This window comes from Amycolatopsis pigmentata (genome assembly GCF_042684065.1).
In the GTDB taxonomy this organism is placed as follows: Bacteria; Actinomycetota; Actinomycetes; order Mycobacteriales; family Pseudonocardiaceae; genus Amycolatopsis_E; species Amycolatopsis_E pigmentata.
Genome location: NZ_JBHUKR010000023.1, coordinates 71,661 through 95,788 on the forward strand (window position 1 = coordinate 71,661; position 24,128 = coordinate 95,788).

19 protein-coding genes are annotated in these 24,128 nt (G+C 69.4%); 15 read left to right on the forward strand and 4 right to left on the reverse strand.

Annotation, left to right across the window (positions count from 1 at the left end; all coding sequences use genetic code 11):
- The first annotated feature begins 226 nt into the window (after positions 1–226).
- The 15 genes from ACFSXZ_RS36150 to ACFSXZ_RS36220 all read left to right on the forward strand — a co-directional run bounded on the left by ACFSXZ_RS36150 (position 227) and on the right by ACFSXZ_RS36220 (position 20,435).
- Positions 227–1,549, forward strand: coding sequence for a lysine N(6)-hydroxylase/L-ornithine N(5)-oxygenase family protein (locus tag ACFSXZ_RS36150; RefSeq protein ID WP_378270546.1), 1,323 nt, complete (start codon positions 227–229; stop codon positions 1,547–1,549).
- Positions 1,546–2,619, forward strand: a complete 1,074-nt coding sequence (locus ACFSXZ_RS36155; RefSeq protein WP_378270547.1) for an NAD(P)/FAD-dependent oxidoreductase — start codon at positions 1,546–1,548, stop codon at positions 2,617–2,619. The genes ACFSXZ_RS36150 and ACFSXZ_RS36155 overlap by 4 nt, the downstream gene beginning before the upstream one ends.
- Complete coding sequence (locus tag ACFSXZ_RS36160; protein WP_378270548.1) at positions 2,616–4,877, forward strand: class I tRNA ligase family protein; 2,262 nt, start codon at positions 2,616–2,618, stop codon at positions 4,875–4,877. The genes ACFSXZ_RS36155 and ACFSXZ_RS36160 overlap by 4 nt, the downstream gene beginning before the upstream one ends.
- Complete coding sequence (locus tag ACFSXZ_RS36165; RefSeq protein ID WP_378270550.1) at positions 4,874–8,167, forward strand: non-ribosomal peptide synthetase; 3,294 nt, start codon at positions 4,874–4,876, stop codon at positions 8,165–8,167. Before ACFSXZ_RS36160 ends, ACFSXZ_RS36165 begins: the two co-directional genes overlap by 4 nt.
- Positions 8,164–9,708 (forward strand): AMP-binding protein, encoded by a 1,545-nt coding sequence (locus tag ACFSXZ_RS36170; RefSeq protein ID WP_378270552.1) that lies wholly within the window; start codon positions 8,164–8,166, stop codon positions 9,706–9,708. The genes ACFSXZ_RS36165 and ACFSXZ_RS36170 overlap by 4 nt, the downstream gene beginning before the upstream one ends.
- Positions 9,695–9,979 (forward strand): acyl carrier protein, encoded by a 285-nt coding sequence (locus ACFSXZ_RS36175; RefSeq protein WP_378270553.1) that lies wholly within the window; start codon positions 9,695–9,697, stop codon positions 9,977–9,979. Before ACFSXZ_RS36170 ends, ACFSXZ_RS36175 begins: the two co-directional genes overlap by 14 nt.
- A 63-nt stretch (positions 9,980–10,042) precedes the next feature.
- Positions 10,043–10,654 (forward strand): GNAT family N-acetyltransferase, encoded by a 612-nt coding sequence (locus ACFSXZ_RS36180; protein ID WP_378270555.1) that lies wholly within the window; start codon positions 10,043–10,045, stop codon positions 10,652–10,654.
- Positions 10,651–11,709, forward strand: coding sequence for a C45 family autoproteolytic acyltransferase/hydolase (locus ACFSXZ_RS36185; protein WP_378270556.1), 1,059 nt, complete (start codon positions 10,651–10,653; stop codon positions 11,707–11,709). The genes ACFSXZ_RS36180 and ACFSXZ_RS36185 overlap by 4 nt, the downstream gene beginning before the upstream one ends.
- On the forward strand, positions 11,702–12,463 hold the full coding sequence (locus ACFSXZ_RS36190; protein ID WP_378270557.1) for a thioesterase II family protein: 762 nt from the start codon (positions 11,702–11,704) through the stop codon (positions 12,461–12,463). Before ACFSXZ_RS36185 ends, ACFSXZ_RS36190 begins: the two co-directional genes overlap by 8 nt.
- A 1-nt stretch (position 12,464) precedes the next feature.
- Positions 12,465–13,409, forward strand: a complete 945-nt coding sequence (locus ACFSXZ_RS36195; protein WP_378270559.1) for a hypothetical protein — start codon at positions 12,465–12,467, stop codon at positions 13,407–13,409.
- 5 nt (positions 13,410–13,414) lie between these two features.
- Positions 13,415–15,643 (forward strand): iron-containing redox enzyme family protein, encoded by a 2,229-nt coding sequence (locus tag ACFSXZ_RS36200; RefSeq protein ID WP_378270561.1) that lies wholly within the window; start codon positions 13,415–13,417, stop codon positions 15,641–15,643.
- A complete protein-coding gene (locus tag ACFSXZ_RS36205; protein WP_378270563.1) occupies positions 15,643–16,695 on the forward strand; it encodes a saccharopine dehydrogenase in 1,053 nt (350 codons plus the stop codon). The genes ACFSXZ_RS36200 and ACFSXZ_RS36205 overlap by 1 nt, the downstream gene beginning before the upstream one ends.
- Positions 16,688–17,887: a saccharopine dehydrogenase family protein gene (locus tag ACFSXZ_RS36210; protein WP_378270564.1), complete on the forward strand. Its 1,200-nt coding sequence runs from the start codon at positions 16,688–16,690 to the stop codon at positions 17,885–17,887. The genes ACFSXZ_RS36205 and ACFSXZ_RS36210 overlap by 8 nt, the downstream gene beginning before the upstream one ends.
- Entirely contained in the window at positions 17,884–19,203 is a 1,320-nt protein-coding gene (locus tag ACFSXZ_RS36215; protein WP_378270565.1) for an ATP-grasp domain-containing protein, read from the forward strand. Before ACFSXZ_RS36210 ends, ACFSXZ_RS36215 begins: the two co-directional genes overlap by 4 nt.
- Positions 19,200–20,435: an MFS transporter gene (locus tag ACFSXZ_RS36220; protein ID WP_378270566.1), complete on the forward strand. Its 1,236-nt coding sequence runs from the start codon at positions 19,200–19,202 to the stop codon at positions 20,433–20,435. Before ACFSXZ_RS36215 ends, ACFSXZ_RS36220 begins: the two co-directional genes overlap by 4 nt.
- A gap of 69 nt (positions 20,436–20,504) precedes the next feature.
- Here ACFSXZ_RS36220 and ACFSXZ_RS36225 read toward each other — a convergent pair whose 3' ends face one another.
- From ACFSXZ_RS36225 to ACFSXZ_RS36240, 4 genes are all read right to left on the reverse strand, one after another.
- Entirely contained in the window at positions 20,505–22,064 is a 1,560-nt protein-coding gene (locus ACFSXZ_RS36225; RefSeq protein ID WP_378270567.1) for a beta-N-acetylhexosaminidase, read from the reverse strand.
- Positions 22,065–22,279: 215 nt separating this feature from the next.
- Positions 22,280–22,579, reverse strand: a complete 300-nt coding sequence (locus ACFSXZ_RS36230; RefSeq protein ID WP_378270741.1) for a response regulator transcription factor — start codon at positions 22,577–22,579, stop codon at positions 22,280–22,282.
- Between the two features lie 7 nt (positions 22,580–22,586).
- Positions 22,587–23,600, reverse strand: coding sequence for an LCP family protein (locus ACFSXZ_RS36235; protein WP_378270569.1), 1,014 nt, complete (start codon positions 23,598–23,600; stop codon positions 22,587–22,589).
- The gene (locus ACFSXZ_RS36240; protein WP_378270570.1) at positions 23,597–24,115 is read right to left on the reverse strand and encodes a SigE family RNA polymerase sigma factor; all 519 of its coding nucleotides are present in this window, start codon (positions 24,113–24,115) and stop codon (positions 23,597–23,599) included. The genes ACFSXZ_RS36235 and ACFSXZ_RS36240 overlap by 4 nt, the downstream gene beginning before the upstream one ends.
- Between the last annotated feature and the right edge of the window lie 13 nt (positions 24,116–24,128).

Below are 24,128 nucleotides of genomic sequence, written 5' to 3' on the forward strand. Positions count from 1 at the left end.
AAGATCACAAACTCTGTGCTAGCGTTGAATCCGTTGGGGCGCGGCCTGGACAAACCAGTTGACGCACAGCGGGGGAACCGGGGAGGTAATTCATCCGGGTTCGACATGCCCCACGAAGTAGTCGCGATCGTCGACACCCTTATCGACGTTTCACAACAGGGGGATTTGGCATGTCCAAAAACAGTGGGGAAAATTCACGCGAAGAAACCGATGGCCGGAGGTCCCGGTGAGCGGCGGCGGCACATCGGGTGATTCCCGTCCCGAGCACTACCGCTGCGTCGGTGTCGGGGTCGGGCCGGCGAATCTGAGCCTGGCGTCGTTGCTGTACGGGAAACCCCAGATGACGAACCTCTTCCTCGACCGGAAGGACCGGTTCGGCTGGCACGACGGCCAGCAGATCGCGGGTGCCAAGCTGCAGGTCTCGCTGCTGAAGGACCTGGTGACGCTCTCCGATCCGACCAGCAGGTTCTCTTTTCTGTCCTATTTACACGAGCACGGTCGTATCTACCATTTCGTGAATGCTCAGTTCGATTCCGTGCCGCGCCAGGAGTTCCGCAACTACCTGGCGTGGGCGAGCCGGATCAACGAGAACGTCGTGTTCGGGGAAGAAGTGCTCGGCATCGAGTTCGAGCACGTTTTCACCGTGCACACCAGCCGACGGGTGGTGACCGCGGAAAACATCGTCGTGGGTGTCGGCAATCAGCCGTGGGTCCCGGAACCGGCGCGCGGCCAGTTGGGCGGCACGCAGTTCCATGTCTCGGATTACGCCGAGAGATCGGCCGATCTCGCGGGAAAGCGCGTCGCCGTGGTCGGTGGCGGCCAGTCGGGCGCGGAGGCGTTTCTCGAGTTGATCTCCCGGCCGCCCGCCGCCCTGCCGAGGCGGGTCACCTGGATCTCCCGGCGGCGCAATTACTTCCCCATCGACGACACCCCGTTCACCAACGAATACTACGTGCCGAGCTATTCGGACTATTTCTTCGAGCTCGAACGCCCGACCCGGATCGCGCTCAACGAGCAGAACGTGCTGACCAGCGACGGGATCTCGGAAGCCACGCTCCGCGAGGTCTATCAGCGCTGCTATACGCGCCGGTTCATCGAGGGCAGCGCGGACCTGTTCGCGCTGCTGCCCAACCGCACCGTCACCGAGGTGCGAGCCGATCGCGGCGGGTGGGACCTGACCGTGACCGGTAACGACGATCCCGGTCAGGTCGAGCATGTGGAGGCCGATCACGTGGTGTGGGCGACGGGCTTCCGGTCCGCGCCCACGGACTTCCTGGCGCCGATCGCGCATCGTCTCGGCCGCGAGGGCGAGGAGTTCCGGGTCGACCGCGACTTCGCCGTCGAGTGGGACGGTCCCCGGAACCGCAGCGTGTTCCTGCAGAACGGGGCACGCGGCCAGCGCGGTCTCGCCGACCCCAATCTGAGCCTGGTGGCGTGGCGGAGCCAGCGCATTCTCGACCGCCTCCTCGGCGTGGTGTCCAATGACCAGTTGGATTCGTTCATCGGCTGGTCGGCCAAGCAGCGTTCCGCCGAACTGCGCGGGGCGTGAGCGCGGTGACCGGTACCGGCAAACGGATCGACATCGCGGTGCTGGGCGCGGGCATCATCGGTTGCCTGACGGCGCGGGAAATCGTGCGCCGCTCCCCCGGCGCTTCGGTGCTGCTGCTCGATCGCGACGCGGTCGGGGGCGGGGCGAGCCTGCGCTCCGCCGGGCTGCACACCCCGCGCGGGGCGACGCCGCGGGTGCGCCGGATGACCCGGTACAGCCATCGTTTCTACGCCGACCTGCGACGCGCCCGGCCCGGCCTGCCGATCCATCCGATTCCCATGACCGTGATCGGTCCGGACGACGGGCAGGGGCTGGAGGACACGTATCTCGCCGAGTGCCACGCGGTACCCGCGCGGGAGTTGCCCGAAGGCGTCCGGGTTCCGGACGGGAGCGCGGCGTGGGACATCAGCGGCGGGCACTACGCCGCCGTGCCCGCGGTGGCGCAGGCGGTGGTGACCGACCTGGGAAGCGAGGCCGACGTCCGCGAGGCCGTGCGCGTGGAGTGCCTGGATGTCACGGCGGACGACGTACGGCTCCGCCTCGGCACCGGAGAGACGGTCGCGGCGGGTCGGGTCGTGCTGGCGCCGGGCCCCTGGTTGTCCGACCCGGCGTGGGCCGGCCTCGTCGCACCGCTGCGCGCGCGGGTGAAGAAGGTGGTCGCGTTGCACGTCCGGCGCCGGCCGGCGGCGGGTGAGCGCGCGGTGTTGTTCCAGCAGGAGGACGCCTTCCTGCTGCCGCTGCCCGAGCGCGGACACTGGCTCTTCAGCTACACCTGCCCCGAATGGGACGCCGACCCCGACTCGCCCGCCACCGGGCTGACCGCGGAGAACCTCCGCGAGGCCAAGGAAATCCTCCGGCGCTACGCGCCCGGGATGGTGGACGCCTGTGCCTCGGGCCGGGTGTTCTGCGACGCCTACAGCGGCACCGGCGAACCGGTGGTCCGCCCGCTCGACGAGAACCGGCGCGTGATCTTCGCCGGCGCCGCCAACGGCTCGGGCTACCGGCTGGCGCCCGCCATCGGGGCCGAAGCGGCCGACCTTCTACAGCCTCCAGCAGGGAGTGGATCGTGAACATCAGTACCTTCAGCGAGGAAGCGCTGAGCAAGTCGTTCGGCATCGACACCTCCGCCGTCGACCCGGGCGCGGTGGCCGAAATCGGCGTGGGCGCCGCGTGGGGACGCGTCGCGCCCGGCGTGCGATCGCTGACCCACCAGCATGACGAGACCGAGACGTGGGTGATCGTCACCGGTGCGGGCGAGTTGACCGTGGACGGCGAACAGTACCCTGTCGGGGCCCGGTCGGTGGTCCGGTTCGACCCGTTCGAAACCCATTACGTGACCAACACCGGCGAAACCGACCTCCTGCTGGTGTCGTTCTTCTGGCGCGACGGGCCGCGTGCCGCGGAAGCCGCCACGCTACCCGGCCGCCGGGGCTTCGGGCGGCGCCCGGTGTTCGTGTTCTCCTCGGCCCCCACGCCCAACGGCGACCTGCACCTCGGTCACCTGGCGGGCCCGTTCTTCGCTGCCGATGCCTACACGCGGTTCCAGCGGATGAACGGCGTCGACGCGTGGCACCTGTGCGGCAGCGACGACTTCCAGAACTACGTCGTGGCCGCCGCCGAGAAGGAGGGCCGCACACCGGCCGAGACCGCGGCCCACTACAGCGGGCGGATCCGGGAAACCCTGGCCGCGATGGATATCGAAGTCCACCAGTACACCGCGACGAGCGCCGACGAGACCTACCCCGACGCGTTACGGGCCTTTTTCACCCGGCTCCTGGCCGCGGACGAGGTACGGGCGGAGGAGGCCGCGGCGCTGTTCGACCCGGTCACCGGGGCCTACCTCTACGAGGCGGGGGTGACCGGGACCTGCCCGTCCTGCGGCGAGCGCACTGGCGGCAACATCTGCGAGGGCTGCCGTGAGCCGAACTCGGTCGCCGATCTCGTCGACCCGGTGTCGACCGCGTCCCAGGCGACCCCGAACGAGGGCACCGTGAAGCGATACTCGCTCGCGCTGCACGAACTGGCCGGTTATGTGACCGAACACCACCGGCGTGGCCGCGTGCCCGCGTCGGTGAAGGAACTCGCCGGACGGGTCTTCGCCCGCGAACGGCTCGATGTGCCGCTGACGCATCCCGCCGAGTGGGGCGTCGTGCCCGCCGAAGCGGGAACGGAGGGCCAGGTCATCTGGTCGTGGGTCGACTACGCGTTCAGCATCCTCCACGGCGTCGAGGCGCTGGGAGAGACGACCGGCCACGGCTGGCGTTCGGCCGAGCCCGGCGCGGACTGGAAGATCGTGCACTTCCTCGGGGCGGACGGCAGCTTCTTCCACCCCATCGTGATCCCCGCCCTCTACCGGGCGGCCTACCCCGGCTGGGAGCCCGGAATCGACTACCACCTCAACGAGTTCTATCTGCTCCAGCACAGCAAGTTCTCCACCAGCAGGCGCCACGCGGTGTGGGGCCGGGACGTGCTCAGCCCATCCACTGTGGACGGTGTGCGGCTTTACCTCGCGCTGACCCGGCCCGAAGGCAGGCGTACCAACTTCGACCCCGGCGAGTTCGACGCCTTCGTCGAAGAGCGCCTCGGTACGCAGTGGCAAGGTTGGCTGACCGACCTCGGCGAGCGCATCGAGCGGCGGTACGGCGGCAAGGCGCCCGACGCGGGAGTCTGGACGCCCGAGCACAGCGCGTTCCTCGCCCGCCTCACCGAACGGCTCGCGGAACTGACCCGCAGCCTGGGGCAAGACGGATTTTCGCTCAACCAGGCCGCGGAGGCTCTCCTCGGCCTCGTCGACGACGTCCGGGCGTTTTCCCGGAGCGAGGCGCCAGCGGCCGACGTCGACCCGTGGCGGGACGAGGCCCGCACGGCCGTCGCGCTCGAACTCGCCGCGGCTCGTCTGCTGGCCATCTGCGGTACCCCGGTGATGCCCAGGTTCGCGACGGCGCTCGCCGGGGCGCTTGGTGAACCTCCGGCAACCCGGTGGCCGCGCTCGGTCCGGCTCGTGTCCGCTGGCACGACCATCGACCTGGCCGGGCGGGTCTTCTTCGGCGAGAAGGAGGATTCTCCCCTGCTGCCCTGGCTTTCCACCGTGGTGCGGGAGGTGCTGCGGCTGCCCGCCGACGCGCCGGTGCACGACCGGTCGCTGGTCGACCTGGGCATGCAGTCGATGCAGGCCGTCGCGCTCCAGTACCAGCTGACCGAGGCGCTGGGCGCGGACGTACCGCTCGCCGGCCTGCTCAGCGGCCAAGACGTCGCGGACCTGGCGTCGTCTCTGGCGCGTGACCTGCCCGAGGACGTGGTCCGGGAGCACGCGGAGGTGGCGCGATGAGCCCCGCCGAGGTACTGCGGGAGTTGCGGGCCCGTGGCCTGAGCATCGAGGCCACCGGTGGGGACCTGCGGTTGCAGGGTCCGCGCGAGCGCATGGACGCCGAACTGATCGGCCTGATCAAGGCGAACAAGCCCGCGTTGCTGTCCTGTCTGGACACCTCGCCCGCGTTCGGCATCACCGCGTTGCAGCGCGGCTATCTCATCGGCCGCGAGGAGCACGTGGAGATCGGCGCCACCGCCAGCCACGTGTACCACGAGATCGAGGGCTGCTGGGACCTCGACCGCCTGGAGGAGGCGCTGCGCTCGGTGGTGGCCCGCCACGGCATCCTGCGTACCCGGTTCAACGACGACGGCACGCAGGTCGAGCAGCGCTCGGCCGAGGTGGGAATAGGGCGACACGACCTGCGTGGGCAGGCCCCCGAGGCGCAGCAGGCTCATCGCCGGGCCATGCGGGAGGAACGGGGGCACCGCATGCTGCCCGCGGACGAGGCGCCCCTGCTGGCTGTGGACGTCACCGTCCTCGCCGACGACAGGATGGTGCTGCACGTCGATCACGACGGCCTGATCCTGGACGCGATCAGCATGTTCCTGTTCTTCCGGCACTGGTGGTCGGCCTACGAGCACGGCCGGGTCGAGGACGACGGGCCGGAGGCGTCCTTCTCCGACTATGTGGCGGCACAGGAGCGGGCGCGCACCCGGGCTCCCGCCGAGCGTTCGCGCCAGTACTGGCTCGAACGGCTCGACGACCTGGCGCCGCACCCGGACCTTCCCTTGCGCACCAGCCCGTCGGGCATCACACGGCCACGCTTCACGGCCCATTTCGCCCGGCTCGACGAGACACAATGGACAGCGTTGAAGGCCCGTGCCGCCGACGCCGGCCTGACTCCGTCCGGCGTGCTCCTCGCCGCGTACGCCGAAACGCTCGCGAGTTGGGGCGCGGGAAACCGGTTCACGCTCAACACGACGGTGGCCAACCGGCCGCCGATCCATCCCCGGATCCACACCGCGCTCGGCAATTTCGGGGAGACCATGCTGGTGCAGGTCGCGCTCGACGGTGAGACGTTCGCCCAGCGGGCCCTGGCGATCCAGGCATCGCTGCGGGAATCGCTGGACAACCGGCATTTCTCCGGTATCGATGTGCTGCGGGAGTTCGCCCGGATGGACGGCGCGGACGCGCGCATGCCCTACACCTTCAACAGCGCCATCGGTTACGACGGCGCGGACGGCTCGGCGCTGGAACTGTTCGGACCCGAGGTCTGGACCTCGAGCCAGACGCCACAGGTGTGGCTGGACGTCTCACCGTTCGAGCAGCACGGCGGCCTGGTGGTGCAGTTCGACAGCGTCAACGGGCTGTTCCCGGACGGCCTGATCGAAGCGCTGGTGAGCGGATACCAACGGTTGCTCGAACTGCTGCTCGACAAGACGTCCTGGCAGGAGCGGCTGTTCGACCTGCTGCCCGAGGACCAGCGCCGCAGCCGGGCCGAAGCGAACCGCACCGAGATCCCCGTCCCGGGTTCACAACTGTTGCAGGATGCGTTCCTGGCTCGCGCCGAGGCCGCGCCGGACGCCTCGGCGATCTTCACCTCCACCGGGCGCGTCACCTACGGCGAGCTTCGTGCGCACGCCCTCCGCGCCGCGGAATGGTTGCGGCACAACGGAATTCGTCGCGACGAACCGGTCGGCCTCGTGATGACACGCGGTCCGGAACAGGTGGCCGGCATCCTCGCCGCGGTCATCGCCGGAGCGGCGTACCTGCCGGTCGACGCGACGTTGCCCGCCGAACGGCGGGAGTACCTGTTGCGGGACTCCGGCGCGCGGTGCGTGCTCACCAACGCGGGCCACCAGGACGGCACCCGTGCCGTGCTGGCCCTGGATCTCGCCGAGCCCGCGAACCCGGCGGGTCCCCTCGAACACGCGCCCGGCGCGTCGCCCGATGATCTGGCCTACGTGCTCTACACCTCGGGCACCACGGGCGAGCCCAAGGGCGTGATGGTCACGCATCGCAACGTCGCCAACGTCGTCGCGGACTGCAACCGGCGCTTCGGGATCGGGCCTGCCGACCGGTTCTTCGCGATCAGCGCGTTCAATTTCGATCTCTCGGTCTACGACGTGTTCGGCGCACTCTCGGCGGGAGCCGCTCTGGTGCTCCCGGACGCCGAGCGTGCGGCGGACCCGGCGCACTGGTTGTCGTTGTGCGGCGAAACCGGGGTCACGGTGTGGAATTCGGTACCCGCGATCGTCTCGCTGCTGCACGAACACGTGGAGACCGAGGGCGCCGAGGCGCCGGAGGCGCTTCGGCTGGTGATGATGAGCGGCGACCGGTTGCCGCCCGCCCTGCCCGCCGCGCTGCGGAAGCTCAAACCCGGTCTGGAAGTGGTCTCGCTCGGCGGGCCGACCGAGACCACCATCTGGAACATCCTGCACCCGGTCGGCGAGGACGAGGACGGCTCCGAGAGCATTCCTTACGGCAAGCCGAACGCGAACAACCGGGCCTACATTGTGGACAGTGCGGGCCGCGACCTGCCGAACTGGGTCACCGGTGAAATCTGTGCCGCCGGTATGGGTCTCGCCCGCGGCTACTGGGGTGACCCGGCACGCACCGCGGAGCGGTTCTTCCACGACGCGGTGCGCGGTGAGCGGCTCTACCGCACCGGCGACCTCGGCCGTTACCTGCCCAGCGGGGAGATCGAGATCCTCGGCCGCGCCGACTTCCAGATCAAGGTGAACGGATACCGGATCGAAGCGGGTGAGGTGGAGACCCGCCTGGTCGCGCTCGCCCCGGTGCGGCACGCCGTGGTGGCCCGGGAAACGGGGACGAACGGCGACCGGCTCGTGGCACACCTGGTGCCCGCCGGTGACGAGCGGCCGAACGCCACCACGCTCGGCGAGGAATTGCGGCGGGTCCTCCCCCACTACATGGTGCCCGCGGCCGTGTATTGGCACGAGAGCCTGCCGTTGACCCGCAACGGAAAGGTGGACCGCGCGAAGCTGCTGCGGTGGCGACCTGCGGCACCCGAGCCGGTGGCCGAGGGCGAAGGAGCGGACACTCAACTGGAACGCGAAGTCGCCGCCTTGTGGACGAAGGTGCTCAAGAGCGCCACCGAGCCGGGTGTCACGACCACGCTGTTCGAACTCGGCGGCGATTCACTGGCCGCCGCACGCATCCTCGCCGGAGTACGCAAGCGGTTCGGCGTGACCCTCACGCTCGACCGGTTGCCCGAAGTGGACACCGTACGCACCATGGCGGCCCGGATCGCCGCGACACCAGCCAGGAAGGGGGCGCGGCGATGACAACCTCGATGACAACCTCGATCCTCAACCACATCAACACCGAACCACCACGGGCCGGGCACCGGCTCTCGGTCGCCCGGCTCGACCGGACCGAAGAGTTCGACCTCCAGGACGTGCACGCGATGGCCGGGCGGCTCGCGGGCGCGCTGCTCGAACTGGGCGTCGCCCGGGGCGACCGGGTCGGTGTGCTCGCGCCGAACTGCCTGGAGTGGGTGCTGCTCGACCTCGCCGCGCTGCGGATCGGGGCGGTGACCGTCGGGTTCGATCCGGCGAAGTTCGAGCCCGACCCAGCGCTGATCGAGCGTTACGGGCTGGCCGTGTTCTTCGCTCACGGCGCCGACGACGCGGCGCCCCGACTGCTGCCGGTCGCCGAGGCGCGAACGCTCGCACAGTCGGCGGAGGCGCCCGAGCCGGTCCGCTACGAACCGGAGGACTTCACGACGATCAAGCTCACCTCGGGCAGCACCGGGGAGCCGAAGGGCCTGACGGCCTCGGTCGGCAGCATCGACAGTGGGATAACCGCGGTGCAGGAGATCTTCGCCCACGGCGAGGACGACAACCTGTTCGTGTTCCTGCCCCTGTCGGTGCTCCAACAGAGGTACTGGATCTATTCCGCGCTGCGCTTCGGCCACGACGTCACGCTCAGCACGTATGAGGCGGCGTTCGTGACGCTGCGGCGGGCCCGCCCCACGGTCGTGATGGGCGTGCCTGGCTTCTTCGAGACCGCGAAGAGCTATATCGAGCGACAGGTGCAGCGTTCCGGGCCCGAGACCGCGCCCGCCGAAGCCCTCGCCGAGGGCGCGCGGAAGGTCTTCGGGGACCGGATCCGTTACCTGTGGACGGGGTCGGCGCCCGCGGGCTCGGAGGTCCTGCGGTTCTTCACCGACGCGGGCCTGCCGATCTACGAGGGCTACGGCCTGAACGAAACCTGCATCGTGACGAAGAACCATCCCGGCGCGCACCGGCCCGGCAGCGTGGGCAAAGTGTTGCCCCACAAGGAAGTGCTGCTCGACCACGAGGGTGTGATCAGTGTCCGGAGCCGGTATCCGGTCTGCCACCGTTATGAATACGCGCCGCCCGGCGTGTCGGAACGCGTTTTCGGTGAGAACGGCACGGTGCGCACCGGTGATCTCGGCTACCTCGACGAGGACGGCTATCTCTACATCCGCGGCCGCGCGGACGACGTGATCGTGCTGGAGAACGGTAGGAAAGTGGTCGTGCGTCCGATCGAGGAGCACATGCGCGCGTCCAGGGAGATCGAGGAATGCGTGGTGTTCTGCCCCACGCAGACCTATCTCGTGGCGGTGGTCTCGCCCGCGGCGGTGCCCGTCGACGAGGCCGCCGTGGCCGAACAACTCGCCCGCACCAACGCCGCGTTCGGCCAGGACGAACAGATTCGCAAGGTCGTCATCGCCCGTGAACCCTTCAGCGTCGACAACGGCCTGCTGACCTCACAGTTCAAACCGCTGCGTGCCCGTATCGCCGAGCGCTACCACCACGAGATCCACGACATCCACGGGAGTATCCATGTCTGCTGCTGAACCGGGCCACGCCGGCGCGGTCGAGAACGCGGTCCGCGAGAACCTGACACGGGTCCTCGGGAACGGCCTCGCGCCCGAGGCCATCGAACCTGACGTCGACCTGGCCGACGACTACGGCCTGACGTCGATGAAAAAGGTCGTGTTCCTCATGGCCGCCTGCGACGACACCGGCGTCGCGCTGGAGTCCTTCACCGAGCCCGACGTGGCGGCGATGCGGACACTCCGGGACGTGACGAGCGCGCTGGCCCGCCACACCGGGGCGGTGGCCTGAGATGACACCCCTTGTGTCCACTCGCGCCACGATCGCCGGGGCGCGCAAACTCGCGGAGGAAAAATGCTGAACTGGGCCGAACGCGCTCGCGTCGAACTGGCCAACGAGCACGTCCTGCTGCGGCCGATCGCCGAAGGGGACCGGGAGCCGCTGCGCGAGCAGGCGATGGATCCGGCCATCTGGCGCTACTTCGTCCAGCTGATCGAAACCGACGAAGAATTCGACGCGTTCTTCGACAACGCGGTCGACGACCAGGCGGCGGGGCAACGCGTGGTCTACGTGATCACCGATCGCCGGTCCGGGCTGGTCGCGGGCAGCATGAGCTTCTGCGCCATCGCCGAAAGCGCCGGCCGGCTGGAGATCGGCTGGTCCTGGCTCGGGGTGAAGTTCCATGGTCAAGGGGTCAACCGCTGGGCGAAGTTCCTCATGATGCGGGAGGCCTTCGAGGATCTGGGCGCCGAGCGGGTCGAGTTCAAGACCGACGCGCTGAACCTGCAGGCGCGCCAGGGGCTCCGCAACATCGGGGCGACCGAGGAAGGCATCCTGCGCAGTTTCAACCCGATGCCGGGCGGGCGCCGCCGGGACGCCGTGTACTACAGCGTGCTGCGGGGCGAATGGCCTTCCGTGCGGGACCAGTTGCTGGCCGGGCCGAAGGTGAGGCTCCGCGAATCATGACGTTGCCGTTCGTGCGCCTCCGCGGTGACGCCTTCGAGCGCGGCCGGGCACACGGCGAGGCGCTGGCGCGGCGGTTGCGGGCCTTCCTCGACGACGGCCTGTGCCGTCTCGACGCGTTGCTGGAGGAACCGGTCCGGCTCGACCGCCTGCGCCCGCTTCTCGGGAGCTACCGTGCCGCGATCGAAGCCGCCACGCCGGAACTGGCCGAGGAAATGCGCGGCCTCGCCGTCGGAGCCGGCATCACCGAAGACGAGGCCACCCTGCTGCAGGTCCGCCGGGAAATCCTGGGCTACCAACGGGTCCCGACGCTCGGCGACTGCACCACCTACGCCCGTTCCACCGGGCAGGAGCCGGTACTGGCACAGACCGTGGACCTCAACGGCGACCTCGACGAGCACATCGCCGTCCTCGACGTCTCGACGGGCCCGCGGCGCTCGCTCGTGCTGAGCTTCGGCGGGTTGCTCGGCTATCTCGGCGTGAACACCGACGGGCTCGCGATCGGTCTGAACCTCGTGCTCGGCGGCGACTGGCGGCCCGGCCTGCCGCCGTACCTGGCGATCCGGCATCTCCTGGACACCGCGGGCAGTGTCGACGAGGCGGTGGAGATCCTGCGCGGGCTACGCCTGGCCAGTTCCCGGTCGCTCACCCTGTGCGATGCGCGGACGACGGCCTGGGTCGAGGTGCTCGGCGACGAGATGCGGGTCCGCGAGGGCCCGGAGTCCTTCCACACCAACCACTTTCTCCATCCGGATTTCGCCGGGCACGACGAGCTGAACGTGTTCGCCCGCAACTTCTCCCGCCTGCGGTTGAAGACCTGTCAAGGCGGCGTCGCGGAGCTGCCCGCCGAGGCCGACGGCGAGGATCACTTCGCCTTGCTGGCCACCGCGCCGATCCGGGTCGAGGGTACCGGCGACCTTCGCCGGGAACGGACGGTCGCGGCGGTCGTGGTGTGGCCCCGCCGGGGCGAGTTGCTCGTCCGACCCGGTGATCCGGTGCTGTCCACCACCCGCTCCTTCGCATTCGACCGACCGGAAAAGGAGGCGACGGATGCCTGAACCCGAATGGTTCGTCTCCCGCGGTGACAACCGTCACGCACGCGTGTTCTGCTTCCCCTACGCCGGGGGCGATCCCCGCACCTACCTCAGCTGGCAGCCCGGCCTCGACGCCGATGCCGACATCGTGGCCGTTTGCCCGCCGGGCAAGGCCCACCGGGCGCACGAGCCGTTGCCACCGTTCGACGCGCTGGCCGAGAAGGCCGCGGCGGCGATCGCGGAGTCGGCGCGCACCGATCCTCGTCCGATTCACCTGTTCGGGCACAGCTTCGGCGGGCTGCTGGCGTTCGAAGTGGCCCGCAGGCTCCGCGATCTGCCGAACCTGCGGCATCTCGTCGTATCGGGCATCTCCGCGCCGTCGCTGCTGCCGTCGCGGCGGGTCCGGGACATCGCGAAGCTGGAGGGCAGGGAGTTCGCCGAGGCGCTGGCGTTCTTCGGGCAGTTCCCGCCCGAGGTGGTCGCCGACGAAGACGTACTCGCGCTGTTGCTGCCCGGGCTCAAGGCGGACTTCGAGCTGGCGGTCGGCTACCGCTACCGTCCGGCCCCGCCATTGGAGATCGGTGTCTCGGTGCTCGTCGGCCGCGAAGATCCGCACGTCGGCGAGGCCGAAGTCGAACCGTGGCACCGCGAATGCGCCGCGCCGCCCGCGCACCACCGGGCCGACGGGGGCCATTTCTACTTCGACCCCGACCCCGCACCGGTCGTCGACCTGCTCCGGTCGGTCGCCGGTGCCGACCGGCACGTGGAGGTGATCTGAAGTGGACAGTGCGGGGGTTTTTCTGCGAGGGCCACGATACGTGCTCGGTGAGGAGGAACTGGACCACACCGAACTGCCGGATCTGGAAGCGAAGGCCGAGAAATTCGGCCTCGCGCCCAATGCCTCGCTCTGGGGCTGGGGCAGCGTCTTCCGGACCACGCGCGATCTCGGCGAACTGGCCGTCGACGCCGGTGCCGCGACACTGCGCGCCACCGGAACGAATCCTGCCGACATCGACGCACTCGTGTTCTGCTCGACGTTCGTGCCCGGCAAGCCGGAGGGCCACGGCACGTTCGTCCGAACCGTGCTGACCGACCTCGGACTGGGCGACATCCCCGTCTACGGCCTGAGCCTCAACCGCTGTGTGAACCTGCTCGCCGGGATCGACATCGCCTGCGCGCTGGTGGCCGCCCGCCGCTACCGGCGGATTCTCGTGGTCACCGCGGACCGCGTGTTCGACGAGGCCGACCGCATCACCGGTTACGCGCTCTTCAGCGACGGTTCGGCGGGGTGCCTGATCACCGCCGACGGCGCGCACGAGGACGCCTACGAGGTACTTGGGTGCGCGAACGCCCAGGAAACCGCTTCCCTGGACTGGTCCGCGGAGATCAGCTCCGACCTTGCGCGGCAGGTCAACGAGAGCCTGTTCGGTCCGCTGGACATGAAGGTCGGCGAACTCGACGCCCTGCTGCACGCCAACATCTTCCTGCCGTTGCTGGTGATGAAGGAGCGGCAGGCGGGTTTCTCCCCCGATCAGCTGCACACCGCCAACGTCCCCCGCGTCGGGCACTGTTTCGCCGCCGATCCGGTGCTCAACCTCGCCGACCGGGAAGAAGCCGGACGGATCCGGCCCGGCGGCTGCTATCTGCTGGCGTCCAGCATCCCCGGATCCCGCCTCGGCGTTCTGCTCCGCAAACCGGCTCACGACCAGCAAGACAAGAGGTAAGGTTGATGCCCCCCAAGCAAACGTTCGTGCCGCCCGACACCACCACCGCGCTGCCGGGACTTCCGTTCCACGTCGGCGCCAAGGCCCGCGAGACGGCGATGGCCGTGCTCGCCGACGAGCCCCGCGAACTGTTCCGTGTCCTGATGCACGGGCAGGAGTCCGAGTCGACCCTGCTGGTGGCACGGCACGTGCTCGAGGCGTTCTTGACCCGCGGCCGGAAACTGGCGGAAGCGGGACGGCCGTCCGGGGACTTCGCCGGAGCGGTCGCCGCGCTGGTCGAAAGGGCCCGCGACGAACTCGCGCCGCGGCTGGACGAGTTGAGCGCCGAAGGCCCGGAAGTGCGAGCCGAGATACTGCGCCAGCGTGGCGTGCTCGGCCTGCTGGCCGGGTGCTGGCTGGATGTCGTGTCCCAGCCCGCGACCCAGCCCGCGGTCGTGGTCAACGAGCTCTTCGCCCAGCATTTCGTGCTCCGCGGTGGCGGCGACGCACGCGGTTCCGCCCGGTACCGGCGCTCCCGCGCGCTGGAGGACGCGGGTGCGGCGCTGGGCGACGTCGCCGCGGCCGATTTCCTCGATCAAGCGCGGGCGCGCGACCTCACGATTCTGCTCGGGTGTTTTCCGCTGGCGCTCGCGGTGCTGCCCGCGAACTTCCTGCCGGAGGTCGTCGGCGTGCACTACGCGTCTTACGCACTCGGTGTCGACGACCGGATGCTCGGCACCTCACCGCCGCTTCCCGAACCCGACCTGCGCGCGCTGCTCGCCGAATACGCGCGGCTCGCGAGCGACGACGAACTCGACCGGGTCTTCGCGGCCGTGGTGCTCACCCTCGCGCTGGAGCGACAGCACGTCGCGATGCTCGGTGAGCTCGCCGAATTCCGGAGGTCGCAGTCGCTGGAGTCGAAGGTCGCGGAGATCATCGCGCGGCACGCTCCGCTCGCCGGACGCCAGCACGGGACGATCCGGGTCGGCGGACTGTCGCTTGTGGACATATTCGGCCACTTCGGCCGGGCGGCCGGACAGGTCGACGAGAGGGCGCTGACCACGTTTCTCACCGAGTTCCGCGAATCGCCGTTCCTGAGAGCACGGCCGGACGGCGACTGCGCCTTCCTCGCCGCGATCCGGTTCGGCGGCCCGATGTTCGGCATCTTCGCTGAGACCGAGGCACGAGCACTCGCCGAATGGGTGGCCACCGTCCAGGCCGGCGAACGTCCGGACATCGTGGTGCCACCGAACACCGCGGGCGACGCGCACGCCCGCTCCTGGCGTGACGCGATCGCCGAGGCTCGGCCCGCCGATATCGTGGTGTCCGAAGAGGAACCCGCGGATCACCGAGAGTTCTTCTACCGCCTGGTCAACATCGAAAACTTCCCCAACACGCTGCCGCTGGCCGCCGCGCGGGCGGAGAAATGCTTCCAGGAAGCCGAAATCCTCTTCGAGCACGGCGCGGGCGGCTACTATACCGACGCGAGCTTCTTCGAATACAGCCCCGACGCCCTCTATCAACGAGCTGAGCGAATCTACTGGGAGAAGCTGGTGGACCCGTATCGGCCGCTGACCGAGATCCCCGATGTCGACGAGGTGCTGTTCCGGCAGAACACCTACCACCTGACCTACCTCATCGACGGGGCGTGGCTGCACCGGCTCGGCAGAACCGGCAGACAGGAGCGGGAAAGCGACGCCATGCTTTTCGCCATCTACGCCGACGAAATGGGAAACGGAGACGTCCGCAAGAACCATCTCACCCTCACCCGGCGCGCTCTGGCCAGCATGGGCATCGATCTTCCGCACATTCGCGACGCGGCCTTCATGGACCAGGACGACCTGCCCGACGACCTCTACGGGTTCGCGTTGCAACAACTGTGCATGTGTCTTTTCCCGGACCGCTTCTACAACGAGATCCTCGGCTACAACCTCGCCATCGAGATGTTCGGCTCGGGCGAGATGCGGCTGCACGAGATCCAGAAACTGCGCCACCACGGCTTCGACGACTGCTACGAGCAGGCGCATCTGACCATCGACAACTTCTCGGCGGGCCACGCGAAACAGGCGGCCGACATCATCGTCAGCTACCTCGACCGGGTTCGGCGAACCAGCGGCGAAGCCGCCATCGCCGGGGAATGGCGGCGGATCTGGCGTGGCTACGCGTCGTTCGCGTACTTCCTGGAACAGCCGCTGCTCAAGGAAATCGCCACCGCCGGGCCGGCCGGGGAAACCACGGCGGAGCTGGTGCTCTGATGACCGTGCGAATCACGATGCGGCACGAAACCCGGCCGACCGAGCGGCGGGCGCCGATCTCCCCCGGCGACGCCGCCGTCCTGGTCGGTGCCGGAATCGTCCTCACCGTCGAGAAATCGGCACAACGCGTGTTCCCCGACGAGGAATACGCGGCCGCGGGATGTGTGCTCGCGCCGCCCGGCAGCTGGCGGGACGCGCCGGTGGACGAATTCGTCGTCGGGCTGAAGGAACTGCCGGACGAACCGGCCGCGCTCCGCCACCGGCACATCTATTTCGGCCATGCCTACAAGAAGCAGCGCCATGCCCACACGCTGCTGCGCAGGTTCACCGAAGGCGGCGGCGCGTTGCTGGACCTGGAATTCCTCGTCGCCGCCGACGGACGGCGACTCGCCGCCTTCGGATACTGGGCCGGGTATGCGGGCGCGGCGCTGGCCGTGCTGCACAGTCGTGGACGACTCGGGGCACCCCTGGAACCGGGCGGCAAGGAGGAGCTGGACGACGCGCTGCGGTCGGCCGGCGCACCCGTGCGGGCACTGGTGATCGGCGCGCTCGGGCGCTGCGGGCGAGGCGCGTGCGCCGCGCTGGAAGTCGCGGGCGCCGACCCGACCCGTTGGGACATCGAAGAAACCCGCGTTCTCGACATCCCCGCGATCCTCGAGCACGACGTCCTCGTGAACGCCGTGCTCGCCACCGGGCCCGGCACGCCGTTGCTCACGGACGAAACACTGCGGTGGCCCCGCCGCCTGTCGGTGGTCTCCGACGTCACCTGCGACGTCGACTCGCCTTTCCACACCCTGCCGATCTACGACGAGGTCACCACCTGGACCGACCCGGTGCGCAGGCTCGGCGACGCGAGCGCTCCTCTGGACCTCATCGCGATCGACAACCTGCCGTCGCTGCTGCCGCGCGAGGCCAGCCTCGACTTTTCCGCCCAGCTGGTACCGCATCTGCGCTCGCTCGACCCGATGTCGCCCGGCTGGCGACGCTGCCTGGACACCTTCGACGAGGTCACCGCGAACCTCGGCCTTCGACGGGAGGATTCCCATGCCTGAGAGACTTCCTGGAACCGTCCACTGGATCGGCACCGGCTTGTCGACCGGTCGCGGCCTGAAGGTGCTGACGGGTGTCGCGTCCCGGGTCGTCGTGTGGGGCCGGACGGCCGAGCGCGCCGATGAGTGCCTGCGCCGCGTGGGCGCCACCGGCCTCGCGGAGGCGCGAGCGTTCGACCATGGCGCGCTGGCAAGGGAAATCGCGCCGGGTGACGTCGTCGTCTCGATGCTCCCGGGCACGGAACACGCCGGGGTGCTGCGGACGAGTCTCGATTCCGGTGCGCATTTCGCGTGCAGCAGCTACACCTCGGAAGAGATCCGGGACGGCGCCGGGCGAGCGGCCGAAGCCGGGCTGTCCGTGCTCACCGAGTCCGGGCTGGACCCGGGAATCGACCACCTCTTCGCGGACCTGCTCGTCGACGCGGCGAAAAAGGCGCTTGGAGACACCGAACCCGCTACGGCGAGCTTCACCTCGTACTGCGGCGGTGTACCCGCCGAGCCGAACGAGTTTCGATACCGCTTCAGCTGGGCGCCCCGGGGGGTGCTGACCGCGTTGCGGTCACCGGCCCGATACATCGAAGGGGGCGTCGAACTCCTCGCCCCACTGCCGTGGGAGGTCACGCGTTCCCTCCCCCTCGGTCAGGAGAAGTTCGAGGTATATCCCAACCGTGACAGCCTGCCCTACGTCGACGGATACGGCATTCCGGCGGCATGGCGACTCGACACCTTCGTGCGGGGCACGCTGCGGCTCGACGGTTGGCTGTCCGCGTGGGAGGACGTGTTCGCGGAGGTCCGGTCGGGTGACGACGACCGCATCACCGCACTGGCGCGGGACCTCGCGGCCCGGTACCCGACCACCGCCACCGACCGGGACCGGGTGGTCCTGACGGTCGCGCTCACCGTCGTTCGCGACGACGGAAAGCGCTGGTCAGGGGAATACCGGCTGGATCTCACCGGCGATCCCGCCGACAGCGCGATGTCCCGCTGCGTGTCGGTGCCGCTGGCCTTCGGGGTCCGCGAGATCCTCTCCGGCGCCCTCCCGCCAGGACTGACCCAAGCCGCCCCGAACGCCGCGGCCGCCGCGCGCCTGCTCGATCACCTGCGCGACCACGGAATTCCCCTCAGCCACCACCAAGACCTTGACGATCTTGGCGATGCCCGCGAGGCATCGCCGGAAGAGGAGCAGCGCGCATGACCCGGTCCACGCCAGCGGCACCCGGTGCCTTCATCCTGACCGGCTCGTTTCCGGTGATCCGGCGTAACCCGCTCTACCTCGACGAGCTGACCCGGCGCGGCCTGAAAATCCTCGTGATCACCGCCGAGTCCTACCGCGGCCAGGCCACCGGGGCGATGTCCGATCCCACGAACCCGGCCTCACAGATCACCGAGATCGCCTACGTGTCCGGCGATTTCACCGTGCAGGGGGCGTTCGTCGCGGGCGCCGTCGCCCACACCACCGCCTGGCGCGAGCGCTACCGGATCGTCGGCGCCTATGCCGTCGGGGACTACCTCGCCGAGCCCACCGGGCTGCTCTGCGACGGCCTGGGTGTGCCATCACCCGGGCTGCGGGCGAGCCGCGCCTGTCGCAGCAAGTACCTTCAGCGGTGGTACGTGCCCGAACTGAGCCCCCGGTCGCTGACCATTCCCACCGGGCAACGGGATTCGGCCGATCTCCACGCGGTCACCTATCCCGCCGTGGTGAAGCCGGCCGCCCGCGCTTCGAGTTCCGGTGTCGAGACGGTGCTGGACGAGACAGAGCTGCGAGAACGGATCGCACATTATCCGGACCACGAAGTGGTACTGGTCGAGCAGAAGGTCATGGGCCCGGAGTACTCCGTGGAAAGCCTTGTGCAGCACGGTCGTGTCCTGTTCGCGTCCCCGACCACCAAGGAGACCACCGACTCGCACGCCCGTACCTTCGTCGAACTCGCGCACAGCGTGCCGACGCCGGACCAGGACGTGCACGACCGGCTGCTCAAGGCCAACGAGATTCTGCTGGAGCGCCTCGGTTTCTCCGACGGGATCGCGCACTCGGAGTGGCGGGTCGGCGAGGACGGACAGCCGGTCCTGATGGAGATCGCCGGCCGCACACCCGGCGACGGGCTGCTGGTCCTCTATCACCTCGCCACCGGTGTGCCGCTGGAGCCCGAGATCATCCGCATCGCCCTCGGCGAGGAGGCGTCCTACCCGGCGCCACGCCGCTTCACGCGGCAGGTCTACCTCGAACACGAACCCGGTGTGCTCGCCGATGTCACCGTCGACTGGCCCGGCGTCGAGCCGGTGTGGATCGGCGAAAGCGGTGTGTGGCCGGAGATCCCGCCAGGCCTCGACGACGGGCCCACCCTGCGCGCGGTGCTGGTGCTGAAGCCGCGTGGCAGCGCGCTGGTCCCGCCCGCCAGTTCCGACGACCGCTCGGTCACGTTCTTCATCGACGCCCCGGCCCCGGGGGAACTGGACGCGCTGGAGAAACAGGTCCGCGATGCCGTCACGATCACCGTGAACCGGACGTGACCGGCCGCCCGGAGCGCGCGAGCGTCGTCGCTGCCTTCCGCGAAGCTCCACCCGCGGTGAAGACACTGCTCGCGGGCGTCTTCATCAACCGCCTGAGCGGTTTTCTCAACATCTTTCTCGTTCTGTTCCTGCTTTCCAGCGGGTACGGCGAGGAACAGGCAGCACTGGCCGTCGGCGTCTACGGGGTAGGTGGCATCGCCGGGGTACTGGCCGGCGGTGTCCTCTCCGCCCGGATCGGCGCGCGCACCGCCACCGTGATCAGCATGAGCAGTGCGGGTGTGCTCATGGCTTCGATGCTGTACCTGCCCTCCTACGGGCTGATCCTCATCGCGGTGGCCCTGGCCAGCATGGCCGCGCAGTTCTACCGCCCGGCGTCGGCGGCCCTGTTGTCCGATCTGGTGTCCGAAGGCCGCCAGGTCATGATCTTCGCGATGTACCGGTTCTGCCTGAACCTCGGCGCGACCGTGGCCCCGTTGCTGGGCTTCGGTCTCTACCACCTGGGAGGCGACCGCTACGGAATGGTGTTCTGGTGCGAAGCCGTGGTCGCGGTGGCATATGCCCTCCTCGCCGGTTTCACGCTCCCTGGCCGCCATGACGCGCAGAAAACCGAGGTCGTCGTCCGCGGTGGCTACCGGGAAATGCTGCGCGACCGGAAATACCTGCTGTATCTCGTCGCGATGTTCTGCCAGGGCGCGGTATACGTGCAGTACCTCTCCACCCTCCCGCTGGATGTCCAGGCGAGCGGGATTCCCGTCCTCTGGTACACCCTGGCGGTCGCGCTCAACGGGTTGATGGTCATCGCGTTCGAATTGGTGGTCACCAAACACACGCAGGCGTGGCCGATCCGGCTGACCCTGGGCCTCGGCCTGGCGCTGATCGGGACCGGGGTCGCGGCCTACGGACTCCCCGCGGTCCCGGCGGTCATCCTGGGCGCCACGCTCGTCTGGTCACTCGGGGAGATCGTCGGTGGCCCCGCCACCTTCGCCTACCCCGGTATCCGGGCGCCGGCCCGGCTGAAGACCCAGTACATCGGCGCGTTCCAGTTGATGCTCTCCAGCGGTACCGCCGCCGGACCGGTGCTCGGCGCCTGGCTCTTCCTGCGTTTCGGGCACCACGTCTGGCCCGTGCTGGCGATCGGCTCGGTCCTTGCCACGGGCCTGACGGTGCTCGCCGTCCGGGGCGATCGCACGGACCCGGAACTCGCACCGGTCGCGGTCGACGCCCACGCGTGAGGGATTCCGGAACCGGGGGCTGACCGCGACGAGCGTCGCCGCGGTCAGCCTCACCCGGTCCCAGTACCGCTACTTCCAGTCCACCTGGGACGACCGGTAGAAGTCGATGCCCTCCTGCACCCAGCGCGGCGCCTGGTCGGCCAGCCGTTCGCGGTAGGTGTTCCAGTCGTGCGTCGACCGCGGCGACCACCCGATCTCGGCGATGCCCGGCAGGCGCGGGAACGCCATGAACTCGATCGCGTCGTTGTTGATCAGGGTCTCCGACCACAACGGCGCCTCGACACCGGCGACCTGCTGCTCGCTCACGCCCTGCACGGTCGTCGCCGGGTCCCAGTCGTAGGCGTCCCGCACCTCGACGTACCCGGCCCAGTGCAGGCCGAGCGGGCTGTCGGGGTTGTACTTCATGTCCAGGTACGCCTTGTTCGCCGGCGACATGAGGATCTTGTTGCCGCGCGCGGCCGCGGCCGCCGTCGCGTCGTCCTGGCCGTTGATACCCCAGAACTGCGGGATCGCGGTGAGCGGCGGGTTCGCCTTGACGATCTCGTTCCAGCCCTCGGCGAGCTTGCCGTACTTGGCGACGATCGGGAGCACCTTGCCTTCGAACTTCAGGTAGTCCGCCTCGGCGGTCGAATGCGCCTCGTCGCCGCCGATGTGCAGGTACCTGCCCGGGGTGATGGCCGCCAGCTCGCGGATCACGTCGTCGAGGAACTTGTAGGTGATGTCCTTGTCTACGCAGTACGAGCTGAAGCCGACCTCGATGCCCGTGTACAGCGGCGGAGCGACGCCGTCGCAGTTCAGCTCCGGGTAGGAGGCCAGCGCCGCGTTGGTGTGTCCCGGCATGTCGACTTCGGGAACGACCGTGATGTGCCGTGAAGCCGCGTACGCGACGATGTCCTTGTACTGGGCCTGGGTGTAGTAGCCGCCCGGGCCGCCGCCGACCTCGGTACTGCCGCCGTAACGGGCGAGGTTGGGCCAGCTCTTGATCTCGATGCGCCAGCCCTGGTCGTCGGCCAGGTGCAGGTGGAGCGTGTTGATCTTGTACTGGGAGATCTGGTCGATGTACAGCTTCACCTGGTCCGGGGTGAAGAAGTGGCGGGCCACGTCGAGCATCGCGCCGCGGTAGCCGAACCGCGGGTAGTCGGTGATGCTGCCGCCCGGCACCACCCACCGGCTGTGCCGCACGGTCTTCGCCTCGATCGTGGCGGGCAGCAGCTGGCGCAGGGTCTGCACGCCGGCGAACAGCCCGTCGGTGGTGTTGGCGCGGATGGTGACGCCGCGCCGGGTGACGTCGAGCCGGTAGCCCTGGTCGCCGACCTGCGCCGTCCTGGTGACGTCGAGTTCGATCTTCGGGCTCACCGCGAACGGGACGACGGGCAGCGGATATCCGGTGGCGGGCCGCAGCAGTCCGCCGAGGTAGTCGGCGACCTGCCGGGCGTCGCGGTCGGCGACGATGACCGTCGCCGGGGTGAGCCGGAAGTCGGCTCGGGGATCGGGTTTTGCCTGTACTGGAACGGGAATGACGTCGGCCAGCTGTTTTGTGCTCTGAGCCGCCACCGCGGGCTGGGCGAAGGCAGTGAGCGTCAGCAGGGCCGCGCCGAACAAACTCGCCAGGGACACGCGTCTACGCATCGGGCACTCCGGCTGTCGGGGAGTAGGTCCCAAAGGTATAGACCACTTCCGGCTCGCTACGGGCCGGTGCGGCCGCAGTTCCCCCGATCAGCCCCGCCCGTTCGTCGGTACCGGCGCACGCTCGTCGCCCTGCGCGACCGCGGTGATTCCGCGCGTGCCCGACCAGGCCGGCACGAGCATCAGCCTGCTGCGGCAGGCGATCGCGAGGGCGTACCTCAGCCGGGCGAGTCGGTGCCGCGGGTGACGGTCAGGGCCGCGACCTGGGCGCGGTTCTGGACGGCGAGTTTGTCGAAAATGTGCCGGAGGTGGGTCTTGACCGTCTCGATGGAGACGATGAGCCTGGCCGCGATTTGCCTTTTCGTCATTCCGGTCGCGACCAGCCGGGCGACCTCTCGCTCGGTGACACTCAGGGCGGCCGGCGGTGCGAGGGGGGCCGCCGGCGCGCCCTCCGGGCAGTCGCCCTGCCCGTTCGCAGGTGTCAGGTTCCCGCCCGAGGTCCTCGCTCCGCCGACCAGGGCCTGGTCAGTTGACGCAGGTGGCCCCGTCCGCGCCGGGTGTGTTCCCGGCCGGAGACGGGCTTTCGTCGTTCAGCAGTGCGGTGACCGAGGAACGCACCTGTGCGGCGTCCACGCCGATCGCCGCGACGCCGCCCTGCATGATCTGGTCGCCGACCGGGATGGTCGCCGAGCGCACCTGGTCGGAGTGCAGGCCGCGCAACTGTCCGGCGAAGGCGAGCAGGTCCCACCCGGGATCGACGTGCACGTCCTTGCGCGCCCGCTCGATCAGGCTGTTCACCACCTGCGGGTCGCCGAGTTGGCCGGTCAGCTTGTGCGCCAGGGAGCCCAGGAAGGCCCGCAGCCGGGCGACGCGGTCGAGATCCCCGTTCGGCAGGCCGTGCCGCTGCCGCAGGAACGCCAGCGCCGTGTCGCCCTGCACGGTCTGCGGTCCGGCGGGGAACGACGCGCCCGAGTACTGGTCGTGCGCGGCGGCCTTCAGGCACACCGGCACGCCGCCGACCGCGGTGCTCAGCTGGGCGAAGCCGCGCATGTCGACCGTCGCGTAGTGATCGACGTGCGCGCCGGTCAGCCCTTCCACCGCCGCCACGAGCTTGTCTGTCCCGCCTTGGCTGTAGGCCGTGGACAGCTTGAGTTGCCCGGCGCCGGGAACGTCGACCCAGCTGTCCCGTGGGAGCGAGATCAGGGCGCCGGTACCGTCTTTCCCGAGATGGGCGAGCACGATCGAATCAGCGTTGCCGGTGAGGTCCAGTCCGGTCAGCAGCACGTTCTGGCTTCCCGCAGCCGCGCCGGCGGCCGCCGGGACGATCGCCTGGTTCAGCAGTCGCGGCACGACCACCGCGGTCACGGCCGCCACGGCGACGGCCACGGCCGTGGCCACCACCAGCAGCGGTGTGCGGCGGCGCACCAGACGACCACCCTGGCGGCGCAGTTCGGCCAGCACGGTCTCCGAATCGACGGCGCGCCCGGCCTCGGCGGCCAGTGCATCGCGGATGATCGCTTCGGTCCGGTCGACGGTCATGACAGGGCCTCCTTCACGGTCCATTCCGGAAGATGGTCGACGGCCGCGCGCAACGTGCTCAGCGCGCGGGAAAGGTGGCTGCGCACGGTGCCCGGCGCGCAGCCGAGGACCTCGCCGATCTCGGCATCGGTGAGGTCCTCGTAGTAACGCAGCACGATCGCCGCCCGCTGCTTGCGCGGCAGCACGGCGATCCGCGCTCGCATCGCGTCGCGTTCGGCGTAGGAGATCGCGGGATCACGCACCGGCTGCCCTATCTCGTCCAGCGCGCCGTGCTCGACGGAGACGTCGCGGGTGGCCCGCCTACGGCGCCAGGACAGGTACTCGTTCGTCACCATGCGGCGTACGTACAGGTCCGGGGCCGCCAGCGACGCGATCTTCGCCCAGCGCCGCTGAACCCGCAGCAGAACCTCCTGAACGATGTCCTGCGCGAGGTGCGGGTCACAGGTCAGCGCGGTGGCATACCGCAGCAGCCGGTCGAGTCGCCCGGTGACGAACTCGTCGAAGCCGTCCGGCACTCGATGCTCCCTT